Here is a 14,801-nt window from a genome sequence, read left to right as displayed (position 1 = left end):
CGTAGGTCCGGAACGTCACTGGACGAGCTCGACCGGCCCCAGCGCCGGACACGACTCCTGTGCCCGCTCGACGATGGAGGGGTCGGCCGTGATGACGGTGACCGGAGCGCCCATCAGTCTCCTGATGGTGCACAGGTCGTCCATGGACTCGCCGTCGTGATAGTAGGCGTACTTTCGCAGGGCGACGTCGCCGACGCCCTGCGACGACAGCTGGACCACCCAGAACATGATGGAGTCCTCGTCGGGATCCGTGGACTGCCAGAGCATCGTCCGCTCGTCGGAGTCGGCGAGCCTGACGACCTGCTCGAACACTCGATCGTCTTCGCCTACCGAGAAGAAGTCCCCGGACAGAATGCGCGCCAGCGGACTCTTGACGGCCTGCACGTCGTCGCTGAACGTCGGAACCGTCGCCCGCGCGAATTCCCCCGCACCCACGATCGTCGACAGCACGACGACGACCGCGAACGCGGACCACGCGGCGCGTGCAGAGATCGCCGCCGCGAACGTGAGCCCCGCGACCGCCCCAACGATAAGCAGCATCGCCAGGAAGAACCACAGGAACTTCAACTGGTAGTAGCTCCACAACGTGTCCTGGTTGCGCCGCAGCCACAGCAGGAAGGCGAGGCAGGCGCCGCCGCCGCCCACCAGCGCGATCAGGATCCAGACGAGATCCGGCGACCTCGTGAACCGCGCGTGCAGCAGCCCGAAGACCACCGCCAGCAGCAGAGCGGCGAGGACGATGACCTTCTTGAACTCGAAGACGGCGCCCAGCGCTTCCTCGAGAAGATCTCCCTGGCCGATGAGCGCCGGGACGGACAAGGTCAGGAAGACCAACACCGGCTGGGCGATCGCGAGGACGGCGATGACAAGACGCCCCCGTCGCAGCGCGAAGACCGCCTTGCGATGCACGATCACGAGGACGAGGAAGGCGACGCCAGGGATCCCCGCCAGTGGCGCCCACAGCGCCAGGGTGAGCGCGATCGCGAGTGCCAGCGTGACGAGCGATGTCAGCGCGGCGCGTCCGGCGTGCACCAGCGTGATGAGGCTCGCCACCAGCAGCGCAATGGTGAGGTGGAAGTTCACGAATCCGAGCGTCACCGGTCCCGAAAGCATGATCCAGCTGAGCGGGAGCGCGGAGCCGACGGCGGCCGCGACCAGCGCCATGGCCGACCGACCGCGGGCGATGGCCAGTGCCAGCGCGCCGCAGAGCACGCACGCCGCGACGATCCCGAACGACCACATCTCGGCGAGGGCGGTGATCTGAGCCCCCGCGGACGGCGCACCGCCGACGGCGGCGGGGAGGGTGAAGAACGCGATGAGGGCGGCGGTGAGCGGCACGGGGTTCTGTCCGGCGCCGAGCGCCACGCCGCCCTGCTGCAGTACCTCGCGCGCGAAGAGCACGTTGTTCGCCGCGTCTCCGGACATCGCCCACGACAGGGGCGTCGCTCCCGGGATGACGATTGCGGCCAGCACGACGCCGCACCACACCAGGCCGCCCAACGCGGCGAACCCGAGATCAACGACGTCCGCGCGAACGAAGCGAGGGCCCGCGCGGTACAGCCGGATCGCGCAGAACGCACCGATCGCGACGGCAACGGCGACCACCGCGGCCAGAGCGGGGATCCCCGTGTAGCGCGCGACGATCATGACGCCCAGGACCGCCCATCCGAAGACGACGAACAGCAGGGCGAGACTCGCGCTGAGCGACATCCGCGATCGCAGCAGCACGAGAGCGGGGAGGAGCACCAGTCCGACCGGCAGCAGCAAGGACCCACCGAAGAAGGTCCACACGCACGCGGCGACGAGGACGACAAGATACGTCGCAAGCACGATCGCGCGCCGACGCGATCCCCCAGATGAGGGCATCCCAGTACTCTCCTTCACGCGCCGCACTCTCGTCCGCGGAAGCGCCCTCTGAACAATAGCCGCTGGACCTTGGGAAAGCGGGCCGGCGCACCCCTCCGGGTACGATGCTCAAGTGACACGCCGCACTCGATCGCCCCGCAGCCGATTGGTCCTCGCGATCCTGATTCCGATCCTGGCGTTCTTGTCGCTCAGCGCATGGTCGATCAGCTCGCCGGTGGGCGCGACGCCCGACGACGACTTCCACCTCGCGTCCATCTGGTGCGGACTGGGTGGCCGCGACGGACTGTGCGAGAACCCCGACGGCGACCCGGTCAAGCGCTACGTGCCGACGCCCGTGACGACGGCGACCTGCTACGCATTCCACGGCGGCGAAAGCGCGGAGTGCTGGAACGGCGAAGCCGACGGCATGACCCAGGTCAAGCGCGCAAACGTCGACGGTCTCTATCCCCCGGTCTTCTACGGAACGATGTCGGTGTTCGCGAGCGGCAACGTCGCGGCGTCGGTCATGGCGATGAAGCTCGCCAACTCGGCCTTCGCCGTCGGACTTCTCACCGCCGTGTTCTTCGCGCTGCCACGACGATTGAGGCCGGTGCTGGTGCTGTCAGTGGCTGCCACCGCCGTTCCGCTCGGAATGTTCATCTACGGCTCCACCAACCCCTCGTCCTGGGCGCTGCTGTCGGCCGCGACCGTGTGGATCACGCTGTACGGCGCGCTGCTCACCGAAGGCAGGCGCCGCTGGGTGCTGGCAGCGCTCGCCGTCTTCGGAACGATCATCGGTGCGGGCGCCCGCGCGGACTCAGCGGTGTACGCCGTGTTCGGTGTCCTGCTCGCACTGCTGCTCGGGGTCCGCTCGAAGCGACCGCCGCTGGTCCCGCTGGTTGCCGCCGGAATCGTGATCATCGTGAGCCTCGCCTTCTACTTCAGCGCGTGGCAGGGTTCCTCGATCGTCGGCGGCCTCGACAGCGATCGTCCCCCGCTGTCAGGGTCGCAGCATGTATCCAACCTGCTGTCGGCACCCAGCCTGTGGATGGGCGCTCTCGGCGGCTGGGGGCTGGGATGGCTGGACACTCCGATGCCCGCGACCGTCTCCGTCCTCGCCGGCGCGGTGTTCTGGGGCGTGTTCCTGGTGGGTGGCGGCCGCGCGTCGCTGCGACGCGGCATCGCGATCGGACTCGGGGTCGCAGCCATGTGGCTCGTTCCCGTCGTGCTCCTCGGCCAGTCGCGCATGCTCGTCGGCGAACTCATCCAGCCGCGCTACCTCATGCCGCTCATGATCATCACGATCGGCGTCGCCTCGGCGAGGTCCGACATCGCTCGCGCATGGCGCGGGTTCCGGTCGATCGCCGTCGTCGCTGCGCTGGCGATCGCGAACTCCGCAGCGCTGCACGTCAACATCCAGCGCTATACGACCGGACTCGACGAGTTCACCGCCGATCCGGGCGCGAACGCGCAGTGGTGGTGGGCGTGGGCTCCGAGCCCGATGGTCGTCTGGCTGGGCGGCAGCGTGGTGTTCGCCGCAGCCCTGATCCTCCTCGTCCTGCTGCTGCGCGGCGAAGACTCGGCGGAGGTGATGTCCCCCTCCGATCCCCCCGCGATCGATGCCGACCCGAGCCGCGACGGATCCGGTCGCACAACGGACGAGACCTCAACCGACATCACGTCGAGCACTCCCGGCTCAGCAGCCGTGCGTGCCGATGAGGGAACGGTCGGGGCGACCTCGTGAGCGGCGGGCTGACCCGCACTCGCGTGCTCATCATCACCGGAGACCTCATCGGCGAACGGATGGCGGGTCCCGCGATCCGTGTCTGGAACATGGCGGAAGCCCTCGCACCGGTGTGCGACGTGCGGGTCGTGTCATGGAATCGGATCGAACGCTCGTCCGAGATGTTCGAGACGGTGCATGTGCGCGAGTCGGACGACCGTCAGATGAGCCACCACGAGCAGTGGGCAGACGTCATCATCGTCCAGGGGACGTCCTTCCGCACCTTCCCCAGCATCGCGCGTACGCAGAAGATCGTGGTCGCCGACCTCTACGACCCGTTCCAGCTCGAACAGCTGGAGATGAACAAGTACGCTCCCCCCGCCGAGTGGGCCGACGAGGTCACCAAGGCCGTGTCGCTGCTGAACGAGCAACTGGCGCGGGCCGACTGCTTCCTGTGCGCATCGGAGGCTCAGCGCGACCTCTGGCTCGGCGGCCTGTCATCGATGGGACGGCTGAACCCGACGACGTACGTCGCGGACCCCACCTTCGACTCGCTCCTGCGGCTCGTGCCGTTCGGCGTCTCGGAAGAGCCGCCCGTCCAGCGCGCGCACGGGATCAAGGGCACCGTGCCCGGCATCGCCGCGACGGACAAGGTGCTGATCTGGGGCGGCGGCATCTACAACTGGTTCGACCCCGCGACCCTCGTCGAGGCGATGGGACTGCTTGCCGAGGACCATCCCGAGATCAAGCTGTTCTTCCTGAGCGCCCGCCATTTCAATCCCGACATCCCCGAGATGAAGGCGCTCACCGACACCGTCGAAACCGCTGAACGACTCGGTCTCATCGACCGCACCGTCTTCTTCAACGACTCGTGGGTGGACTATGAGCGGCGCGCGGACTACCTGCTGGACGCCGACCTCGGCGTCAGCACCCATCAGCTCCACGCCGAGACGCGGTTCGCGTTCCGCACGCGCATCCTCGACTATCTGTGGGCGGAACTGCCTATCGTCGCCACCGACGGCGACAGCTTCGCCACCCTCATCCGTGAGCGCGGCATCGGACGCGTCGTGCCGCCGAAGGACCCGTCCGCGCTCGCGACGGCCATCGTCGAGATGGTGTGCGATGAGGAGGCCCGCGGCGTCGCCCGTGCGAATCTCCGCGTCGTCCGGGAGGAGTTCTTCTGGTCGCGTGCACTCGGCCCGCTCGTGGAGTTCTGCCAGAACCCTCAGCCCGCTCCCGACCGCGACCTGGTGATGAGTCGGTCCGGTGCGCTGGGCGGCACCTCCTTCGAGCGGATCCTCGCGATGCCTCGGGGTCCCCGCCGGGATCTCGCCCTCTTGCGGCACTACTGGAAGCAGGGCGGTCCGGCACTCGTCCGGTCCAAGATGCTCACCCGTCGCGAGCGCCTGCAGCGCGATTGACGGGGGTCAGCGGCGGCGGACCAGTCGGCCGATCCCGCGGACCGGTGCGGTCAGCCGCCAACTCGTGCTGCCGGTGAGCGCGTCGATGCGCGCCTGAAGCTCGTCCTCGTGCACGGCGCGCCGGCGTACTTCCGCCCACGCGCGCTCGGCGTCGGCGGGCACCGTCTCCAGCCACGACTGTCGCGCGAGCCCCGATCCGAGTCGCTCGAAGTCCGCCCGGATCCGGGACGCCGTCGCGTCATCCGCCTCGAAGAGCTCCCGCAGTGGCGGATCGGCGATCTCCCCGATCGCCAGCACCCCCAGTCCGTGGCCGTGGTCGAACGCGAAAGAGCGCCCCGGCTCGGCGATCTCCTCCCACAGCCGCCACACCCCGAAGCCGTTGTCGTGCTCGGCGATGTCATGGAAGAGGATCACTCCCCCGTCGCGGACGACGGACCGCCACTCTTCGTAGTCGGCGACCACGTCCTCGTAACCATGCCGGCCGTCGATGTGCAGCACATCGATCGACGCGTCGTCGAACAGATGACGCGACTGCGCGAAGAGTCCACGGATCATGCGCACTCGATCCGGGTAGTCCGCTTCGACGACGGCATGCACGGCGTCGAACACCTCCTGGCCGTAATGCCCCGCGTGGTCGTCGCCCTCCCAGCTGTCCAGCGCATCGACGGTCGTCGCCAGCCCCAGGCGCTTCGCCGCCTCCGCGAACGCGAAGCACGAATAGCCGTAGTGCGTCCCCAACTCCACGATCCGCTGTGGGCGCAGCACGTCGACGAGCCACGCGGCGAACGCACCATGCGTCGTCCACGCGGAGATCGGGAAGTGCGCGGGCATCCAATAGGAGGTCGGGCGGAGCCAGAAGGGTGCGGAGGCGCCTTCACGCTCGGCGGTACCGACATCTACGGACGATTTCATGTCGCCTTGCTCCATTGCTCGGGTTCCCACAGCATAGGGGGCACCCGCGAGCGCGAGCGAATCCCCCGTGGATCCGAGAAGTCAGCCGATGGCGGTGTCCGTGCCGGGCACCTCGCCGGCGAACTGCGCGTTCCACGCGCTCGGCGAACTCAGCTCCGGTGCCGCCTGCCGGTACTCACGCGCCAGCCGCGGCCAGCGCACCCACAGCCGGACGCGGAGCAGCACCCCGTCCCTGAGCAGGGTGACCGCGGTACGGCGATCACGTCGCGCGACGAAGGCACCGCTGCCCGTGGCGCTGGCCACGGTTGCGCTGTCGACGAGGCCGAGGTTCCACCACTTGCCCTCCGCACGGGTGAACGACGCATCGACCCGTGCGTCTGGCGTCGAGCGAGGGCGCGTGAGTTGATGCGCGAAGACGGCCGCGAGTCGCCGTGCCGCCGCACCGCGTCCCTGGACCGGCTTCGACCGGCGGTTCCCGCGAGCGTCGGGGAGGTGAGCCTCGGGCACGACGACCTGACCCGCGCGGGCCATGAGTGCGCGGATGTCCGCGGTGCGTCGGGGCAGGGCGCGAGGCAGGTGTCCCGGTCCGGCCAGCACGTCGCGCAATGCGACCCGCCGCGCGGCGACGGAGCCGTACTGCAGGCACAGCACGTGGTTCACGTCCTGGGCGAACGACGACGACAGGACGCCGCCGCCACGCGCGGTCCGCGAGTGGATCAGGGCCGCGACCACACGGTTGCGCAGCTGGTAGTAGGCCTGCCAGTCCAGTCCGTCGTCCTTGTCGGTCCACGGCATGTGCCACAGGGCTGCTCCCGGGAGCGAGACGGTCGCAGCTCCGTTCTCCGCGGCCCTCAGCCCGTACTCGGCGTCATCCCATTTGAGGAACAGCGGAAGGGACGCGCCGATGCGGCGGACGAGAGGCAGCGGGACGAGGCACATCCACCATCCGTTGAAGTCGACGTCGTAGCGTCGGCGCAGCCCCGGCGTGCTCTCGATCGTCGCGATGGCGAGGTCGACGGGTGCCATCGCCGGTTCCACCGGCCCCCACCAGAAGCCGCGGCGCGTCACGTGCTCACCCATCGAGTGCAGGGAGGTCCGGTGCACGAGACTCAGCATCTGCGCGCCGACCACGAGTTCGCCGCGTGCACGGGACGAGAAGACCAGCAGGCGCAGGATGGACTCCGGTTCGAGGAGCACATCGTCGTCGAGCAGCAGCGCGTGGTCGGCGTCCTCCCCCAGTGATTCGAGCATCCCCCTGCTGAAGCCGCCCGAGCCGCCGAGGTTGCCCTGCGGGATCACGCGGAGTCGATCCCCGAGCGCCGCCGCGGCCGCCTCGAAGCCCGGTGCGTCGCGCAACGGCTGATCGCCCTGATCGACCACGATGACCCGCGCGATGCGCTCGAGCACACGGTCGTCGGAGGCGAGCCGCTCCAGCACGCCGACGCAGTCCGCGCCGCGGTTATGGGTCGTGATGCACACGCAGGCCGCGTCGACCGGTGCCTCGTCCGCGCACCATTGCGCATCGCGCAGCTCCAGCGGCTGATCGCCGGCCTCGAGCTCCAACCAGAACCACGTGCCGTCCTCCAGCGGGATGTCGCGGGTGAAGTTCCCGCTCACCACGCCGCTCCACAGCACGCGGCGGCCGGTCGTCTCATCGGCGGCGCACACGCGCACGACGCCGGACCCCAGGATCTCCCCCGTCACAGCGACGGAGGCGACCCGGGTGTGCGCCTGCCAGTAAGCGGCCGGGAAGGCGGCGAAGTAGGTGCTCAGGGAGACCGTCGACCCCGGCGCCACGTCGAGGCTCGTCCGCGTCCAGGTGGCGGTGCCCCGCGTGATCCGCAGGTACAGCGCGGCGGCGTCCTCGTCGCCCGCGGCGGGGAACAGGATGCGCTGGAGGCAGCGCGAGCGTGAGGCCGCCGGCATCCGCTATCTCTCGTCGATGCGGATCGCGGCAGCGACGGGCCCGATGGTCGTGGGCGTGCCGTCGATGGTGAATTGCGCGCCCTGCATGAGCGAGTGCGAGGCGCTCACGCTGATGCCGGAGACGTTGGCGTTGACGACATAACGTCCGGGGCTGAGCTGCGCCCCGTCCACGACGACGTCGAACGTCGCCTCGCCGTCGATCGTCGCCAGCCGCTGGCCCAGCAGGTCTGTGTTGGAGGCCAAGGCCATCTGCCCCATGGCCGTGTCGATGCTGAAGCCGATCGCCCATTCCTCGATCGGCACGTAGGACTTCACGTGCAAGCGCATCATGAAGGACTCGCCGAGCGCGAAGTCGTGCTTCACGTCACCTGCGGCGCCCATCATCTCGATCCGCTGGATCGCGATACCCGTGCTCACTTCGTCAGGGCGCGCCTCGCCGACCGCGTTGTTCGCCAGGAGCTCGCGGAAGCGCTCGATCGCCGTGACCGGAATGCCGTCGAACACCATCTGGCCACGGTTCATCACCACGACGCGATCGCACAGCGCCGCGATCTGGTCGAGCGCGTGGCTCACGATGATGATCGTGCGCCCTTCCGCCTGGAACTCGCTGATCTTGTCGAGGCACTTGCGCTGGAACTGCTCGTCGCCGACGGCGAGCACCTCGTCGACCAGGAGGATGTCGGGATCGGTGTGCACCGCGATCGCGAATGCGAGCCGCACGTACATGCCCGACGAGTAGAACTTGATCTGCGTGTCGATGAACTCGCCGACCCCCGAGAACTCGAGGATCGCGTCGAACTGGGCGGCGGTCTCCTCAGCGGTGAGGCCGAGGACCGAGGCGTTCAGGAAGACGTTCTCTCGACCCGTGAGGTCGGGGTGGAATCCGGCGCCGAGTTCGAGCAGCGCCGCGATGCGACCGCGTTGCTCGACGGTTCCGGAGGTCGGCTGGATGATGCCGCCGATCACCTTCAACAGCGTGCTCTTGCCGGACCCGTTGTGCCCGATGAGTCCGATCGTGTTGCCTGCCCGGATGTCGAGACTGACGTCGCTGAGAGCCCAGAAGTCCTGCTTGTGCGCACGCCCGGCACGCCCGAGCGTGATCACACGCTCCTTGAGAGAGGAGTCCTTGCGGACGGTGAACCTCTTCGAGACGTTCGAGATCCGCACGACCTCGGGGCGCGATGAACCGGATGCGGCGCGGGGGGTCGTCATTCTCACAGCTCCTGGGCGAAGTCGCCCTGCAGCCGCAGGAAGACACGGTGACTGAGCAGCAGCAGCACGAGGCCGATCACCAGGGCGATCAGCAGCCGCAACAGCAGGTTCGACGGCTGCTCGACATCACCGCCGGCAACCCAGAACGCTTCCTGGAACCCGAGGACCGCGAGCGTGAGCGGGTTGTTGGTGTAGATGTCGAGCAGGACGGGATTGGTGATGATCGACGCCACCATCTGCCATGAATACACCACGGGCGACATCCAGAAGAGCAGCAACGTCGCCACCTCGACGAGGTACTGCATGTCTCGCAGGTAGACGTTGAGCGCCGAGCACAGCAGGGCGAACGCCAACCCGTAGACCAGCAGCACCGCGAGGGACGGAACGGCGTAGAAGAACTCCCAGTGGAACGGCGGCTTGCCGACCAGCAGTGTCGCCAGCAGGAGGACCACGATCTGTACGCCGAAGTTGAACAGGGCCGAGCCTGTGCTGGCGAGGGGGAACACCTCGCGCGGCATGTAGACCTTCTTGACGAGGCCGGCGTTCGCGATGATCGAACCGGTGCCACCCACCGCGATCTCTTGGAACAGCCCCATCGCCGTCAGACCCGCGAACACGTAGACAGCGAAGTCAGGGATCCCCCGCGCCGCCTGCAGGAAGTGGCCGAGCACCACGTAGTAGATGGCCAGCTGCACCAGGGGGCGGGCCAGCGCCCAGAGGAACCCCAGAGCGGAGTCCTTGTACTTCGCCTTCAGATCGCGCCGGACCAGGAGTCCGAGCATCTCACGATGGGCGAAGATCTCGCGGACCGGCCGTACGAAGCCGTCCAGACCAGACCCGAGCGAGCCGACGCTGCGCATCGGCAGCGCGGAGAGCCGGGCGAAGCGCGCTTCAGCGGCGGGGATGAAATCGGGCATAACTGGACAATCCTAACCGGGGGGCATCGCTGCGCAGTTCAGCGATGAGGGAGCCGGCGGCGGACCGCAGACCTTACGCGTCCGAGCGCGCTGCGGACGCGCAGGATCCGCTCCGCCGCGGCGACCAGCGCCGCCTCGGATGCCGGTCGGCGCAGTCGCGCGAACATGCGTGCGAAGTCGGTCAGCGTTCCATACTCCATGGGTCCCGCGGCGTTCAGCAGCTGGATCTGTTGCATGGTGCTGTCGTGCAGCGTGCTCGAGAACTGGTCGAAGTTGTAATCGAGCGCCGCGTAGCTCGAGCCGAGATACTCGCGATTGGCCACCGTGCGGCTGTGGAACCCCAGCTCCCCCGCCGCGTACACCGGCATGCGCTCCAGGACATGCGCCAGACCGCCGTCCTGATACGCCTCGACCCCGCCGAACTGCTCATACGTCCACTCGTGTGCGACGAGGATGCGCAGTGCCTCCGGGCGTGCGACGAACATCGAGCCGAAGGGCGCGAGGGGCGACACCTCGTCGACGGGTACGCGAATGCCGAGCTCAGCGGCGAGCGTCCGGAAAGGCGGCTTGTTGGCCCACCAGCCATGACCGAGGCTCGGGTAGCCGAGGTGGATCGTCGGCGGGAACACCAGGCCGAGCCCGCGCTCGCGCTGGAAGAGACCGACCAGGTTGGCGGCGTAGCCGGGGCTGTTCAGCAGGTTGGTGAACTGCTGCCGCTTGAAATGCTGCCCGACGTTGTAGGCGTCCTGCGGCGTCTTCTTCGAGTGGAGTTTCACGACCAGGTCATGATCGCCGCTCAGCAGCAGGTCGCGGCATCCGATCAGGAATGCGGCCTGGTCGCGGCCGTTGTTGGATGCTACGACCCGTACCTCTGCGGCGCCTCGCGGCTCGCGCGCGGCGAGCGCGCTGCGGATACGTTCGGCGCGTTCGTCGTCAGGCGTGGTGATGACGAGGTCGTAGTCGCCCGGCAGGAAGTCCGCGCGGTCGAGGATCTCATCGGTCATCTCCGGGTAGAAGACGTGGGCGAGGACGAGGATGCGCTGCGGCGAGTCGGGGTCGTAGTCGACCGGCTCGTCGGGAAGCACCTCGAGCATCGCGGCATCCGCGTTGAGCGTGCGCGGCTCGACGTTGCGCGCCAGGTCCGCATAGACCAGGTCGATCGGATAGCCGAACTCCTCGACTGCTTCGAGCGTCCACCGGCCGATGACCGCCAGGTGGTCGAGATACGCCGGCCACTGGAAGAACGGCCGCCGCTTGAGCGTGGGGCATCCCGCGCGGATGAGCTGCTCCGCGTACAGCACGGCGTGGTTCTCGACGCGGTCCGTGAGAGTCGGGAAGGCTACCTCGCCGACATAGCCCAGGTCGGTGAAGTGCTCGGTGAAGATGCCCTCGTGCTTCACGACGGCGTCCGCGTACGTGTCCATCTGCGGAAGGTCGCGCCAGTAGGCGAGCCAGTCCTCCGAGAGGAACATGTCGCGCCGCACGGCCACCCAGTAGGACTGCAGGTGGTAGGGCAGATAGCCCGTGTTGGTGAAGGGATTGGGCTCGACCCGCACGTGGTCCGTCATGCCCCAGAAGTGCAGGGCGCTGCGATCCATCCGTTCGAACATCGGCCCGAAGGGTCGGACCGGGCCGAACCACGTGTCGTTGGCCAGAAGAACCTCGTCGTAGTCGGCGATGGACTCGCCGACGGCGTCCAGTCCCGCCTTGTACCCCCAGATGTCGTATCCGCGGTTCTCGCGCACGATGATCTGGTCGGAGACGGGTTCCAGTCGCGATCTGCCGAGGTCGGTGAGCACCCCGTTCACCACGACGAGGACCGTGGCGCAGTGCTCGCGCAGGTGCGACAGCGCGTAGGGGATGTACTCCTCGACGTCGCCCCGCACGTCGTAGACGACGTAGACGAGCAGGCGACGGCCGCCGTCGGGGAACTCCGCCGCGTCCTTCGTCGGGAACGTGATCAGCTCTGCGGTCTTCATCGTCGGCCCTCCGGCGTTCGACCCGTCATGACCGACGTGAAGATGTGCACTCCGCGACGGCCGTATTTGAGCACCACCACGGCCCGCAGCGCCATCTCGAACAGCGGCATCGTGATCCGCGAGAGCCGCGGGTGATTGAGTCGGATGTACATGCGTGCGAGCGCGACCGTGCCCAGGTGGCCGGCGTCCCCCGCGCGCTGCATGAGGGCGATCTGCTCGACCGGCCATCCCCTCGTGTTGGCGAAGAGACCGTCGACCTTCGATTCGAGCATCGTGTGGCTGATCGCCGCATGCTCACGCGTGAGCGCCGTCCGGGTGTGGTAGCCCAGCTCTGCTCCCGCGTAGGCGATGAGCCGCTCCTGCACGCGCGCGAGGTTCCGATAGGACTGCCCCGTCCGCTTGCCGTAGTCCCGGAACTGCCAACGCCTGGCCGTCAGCGGGGCGAGGGCCTCCGGCCGTCCGATCCACATCCCCCCGAAGGGCGCCAGAGGCGAGATCTTGTCGAACGGGACGCTGATGCCGAGATCCCGGGCGAGCGTCTCCGCCGTGTCGCGAAGCCCGCCCCAGGCGTTCCCCATGATCGAGTAGCCGATGTGCATCATCGGCGGGAACACCACGCCGAGGCCGGGCTCGCGTTGGAACATCGCGAGCAGATTCGCGACGTATCCGGGGCTGTGAAGCAGATTGTCGTACTGGTAGCGCCGGAAGTACCTGCGCACGTTCACGGTCTTGTCCCGCGTGCGGCGCGAGTGGGCCTTGATCACCAGGTCGTATTCGCCGCTGAGAAGCACGTCCCGGCATCCCACGAAGAAGTCGCTCATGTCTCGCCCACGGTTGGAGGGCGTGACACGCACGTCGACAGACGCGAGGTTCGCATCCTCGCGTCGTTCGAGCATGCGCTGCAGCTTCTCTGCGCGCTTGCCGTCCGTCGTCGTGACGTACAGGTCGTAGGCGGTGGGCAGATTCGAGAGGCGGGCGAAGACCTCGGGCACGTTGTCGACGTCGCTCGCGTGCACGATCACCGCGATGCGGAACGGGCGATCGGGGTCGTAGCCGAGATCGACGTCGGGCAGCACCTCCAGCATGCCCCCGATCGCGTACAGCGCCTTCGGCTGCACGGTGCGCGCGAGATTCTGCCAGATGAGCGGCATCGGAAAGCCGAGGTCGTCGACCTGCGCGAGGATCTCCCGCCCGATGACGGCGAATCGATCGAGGTGGGGCGGGTATTGGAGGAACAGGGTGCGCAGCAGGAACGGGCATCCGGCCTCGAGCAGGAGAGACGACGAGAACAGCCCCGGGTCGGCAGAGGCGAAGTCCGCGGCGGGGAACGCGAAGGCGATCGACGCGCCACCGCCGGCGAGATGCTCGAGGAACCGGGATTCCTCCTGCGCGTCGGCAACCCTCGACGGTGCGCGCCAGTACGAGGCCCACGCCCCGGAAGCGAAGACCTCGGTGCGCAGCACCGTCCACGCCCACGGCAGCGTCTGGTGCTCGAATCCGGCCTCCGGGAAGGTCGTCGGCATGCCTGCCGCGTTCTCGACCATCGCCCAGGCCGCGCACGCGACGTCCGCCATCCTGCGCAGGACGGGCGCGAAGTCCGAGATCGGCCCGAACCACGAGTCCCCGGTGAGGACAACCTCGTCGAACGGGCCCGAACTCGTCGATGCCCGAACCGCTGCCGCGTAGTCGACGGGATCGAATCGCGACGAGTCGCTCACCCGGACGTCGTCGCAGGTCTGGGCCAGCACGGCGGTCACGACGCCGCTCGCGTCGGAGGGGACGACGGCGACCAGGCGCGTCGCGTGAGGGCGCAGCGCCGCGAGCGCGTGAAGGATGTAGTCGTCCACGCGATCACCCCCGCGGGAGATCGCGTAGACCACGAGCCTCGTGGTCTCTGCGCCAGGATCCGATTCGCTGCGTGAGTCGACGATCATCGGTCCGTCCGGCGCCCTCAGCTCGTGCCCTGCTGCAGCGCCTTGAGCAGGTACGCGCCGTAGCCGCTCTTGACGAGCGGTTCGGCACGCTTCCGGAGTTCTTCGTCGGTCAGGAAGCCCATGCGCCAGGCGACTTCCTCGGGGCAGCCGATCGACAGCCCCTGGCGCTTCTCGACCGTGCGGATGAAGTCCGTCGCCTCACTGAGCGAATCGAAGGTCCCGGTGTCGAGCCACGCCGTGCCGCGCGGGAGCAGCTCGACCTTGAGGTCGCCGCGCTCGAGGTAGACCTTGTTCACGTCGGTGATCTCGAGCTCGCCTCGGGGCGAGGGCTTGAGGCTCTTGGCGATCTCGACGACATCGTTGTCGTAGAAGTACAGACCGGGAACGGCGTAGTTGCTCTTCGGCTGCGTGGGCTTCTCCTCGAGAGACACCACGTTGCCCGAGCCATCGAACTCGACGACACCGTACGCGGTCGGATCGTCGACCCAGTACCCGAAGACGACTCCGCCATCGATGTCCGCGTACTGGCGCAGGCGCGTGCCCATGCCCTGCCCGTAGAAGATGTTGTCGCCCAGCACGAGAGCAGCGGTGTCGTCGCCGATGTGGTCCTCGCCCAGGATGAACGCCTGCGCCAGCCCGTCCGGGGAGGGCTGCGTCTTGTAGGTGATCGACACGCCGAATCGCGAGCCGTCGCCGAGCAGTCGCTGGAACTGGTCGGAGTCCTGGGGGGTGGTGATGACCAGGATGTCGCGGATGCCCGCGAGGATCAGCGTCGACAGCGGGTAATAGATCATCGGCTTGTCGTACACGGGCACGAGCTGCTTCGAGATTCCGAGGGTGATGGGGTGAAGTCGCGAACCCGTGCCGCCCGCCAGGATGATGCCACGCATGCCTCTAGTCTCCGGCATGTGCGGAACTGCGGCAAACCTGGG

10 protein-coding genes are annotated in these 14,801 nt (G+C 68.0%); 2 read left to right on the top strand and 8 right to left on the bottom strand.

The genetic code is table 11. The annotated features are described in order from the left end of the window. Positions 1-15: 15 nt before the first annotated feature. Positions 16-1,866 carry a hypothetical protein gene (locus ACFC1I_RS13110; protein WP_376009972.1) on the bottom strand — a complete coding sequence of 617 codons (1,851 nt, stop codon included), beginning with the start codon at positions 1,864-1,866 and terminating at the stop codon, positions 16-18. Positions 1,867-1,978: 112 nt separating this feature from the next. Between ACFC1I_RS13110 and ACFC1I_RS13105 the strand changes: the two genes are divergently transcribed. Next, a complete protein-coding gene (locus tag ACFC1I_RS13105) occupies positions 1,979-3,589 on the top strand; it encodes a DUF2142 domain-containing protein (RefSeq protein WP_376009969.1) in 1,611 nt (536 codons plus the stop codon). Continuing rightward, on the top strand, positions 3,586-4,989 hold the full coding sequence (locus ACFC1I_RS13100) for a glycosyltransferase (protein WP_376009966.1): 1,404 nt from the start codon (positions 3,586-3,588) through the stop codon (positions 4,987-4,989). Before ACFC1I_RS13105 ends, ACFC1I_RS13100 begins: the two co-directional genes overlap by 4 nt. A 6-nt stretch (positions 4,990-4,995) precedes the next feature. Here the strand turns inward: ACFC1I_RS13100 and ACFC1I_RS13095 are convergent, their stop codons facing one another. From ACFC1I_RS13095 to rfbA, 7 genes are all read right to left on the bottom strand, one after another. Then, positions 4,996-5,901 (bottom strand): class I SAM-dependent methyltransferase, encoded by a 906-nt coding sequence (locus ACFC1I_RS13095; RefSeq protein WP_376009963.1) that lies wholly within the window; start codon positions 5,899-5,901, stop codon positions 4,996-4,998. Positions 5,902-5,982: 81 nt separating this feature from the next. Beyond that, positions 5,983-7,827 carry a glycosyltransferase gene (locus tag ACFC1I_RS13090; RefSeq protein WP_376009960.1) on the bottom strand — a complete coding sequence of 615 codons (1,845 nt, stop codon included), beginning with the start codon at positions 7,825-7,827 and terminating at the stop codon, positions 5,983-5,985. Between the two features lie 3 nt (positions 7,828-7,830). Further along, positions 7,831-9,039, bottom strand: coding sequence for an ABC transporter ATP-binding protein (locus ACFC1I_RS13085; RefSeq protein ID WP_376009957.1), 1,209 nt, complete (start codon positions 9,037-9,039; stop codon positions 7,831-7,833). Between the two features lie 2 nt (positions 9,040-9,041). Further along, positions 9,042-9,956, bottom strand: coding sequence for an ABC transporter permease (locus ACFC1I_RS13080; RefSeq protein WP_376009954.1), 915 nt, complete (start codon positions 9,954-9,956; stop codon positions 9,042-9,044). A 38-nt stretch (positions 9,957-9,994) separates the two neighbouring features. After that, the gene (locus ACFC1I_RS13075; RefSeq protein ID WP_376009951.1) at positions 9,995-11,935 is read right to left on the bottom strand and encodes a rhamnan synthesis F family protein; all 1,941 of its coding nucleotides are present in this window, start codon (positions 11,933-11,935) and stop codon (positions 9,995-9,997) included. Further along, positions 11,932-13,782 carry a rhamnan synthesis F family protein gene (locus tag ACFC1I_RS13070; protein ID WP_376009948.1) on the bottom strand — a complete coding sequence of 617 codons (1,851 nt, stop codon included), beginning with the start codon at positions 13,780-13,782 and terminating at the stop codon, positions 11,932-11,934. The genes ACFC1I_RS13075 and ACFC1I_RS13070 overlap by 4 nt, the downstream gene beginning before the upstream one ends. 104 nt (positions 13,783-13,886) lie before the next feature. After that, the gene (gene rfbA / locus ACFC1I_RS13065) at positions 13,887-14,759 is read right to left on the bottom strand and encodes a glucose-1-phosphate thymidylyltransferase RfbA (protein ID WP_376009945.1); all 873 of its coding nucleotides are present in this window, start codon (positions 14,757-14,759) and stop codon (positions 13,887-13,889) included. Positions 14,760-14,801: the final 42 nt, after the last annotated feature.

Origin of the sequence: Microbacterium sp. NPDC056044 (assembly GCF_042267145.1) — a bacterium.
Lineage (GTDB): Bacteria > Actinomycetota > Actinomycetes > Actinomycetales > Microbacteriaceae > Microbacterium.
This window is presented reverse-complemented; position numbering and strand designations above follow the sequence as displayed.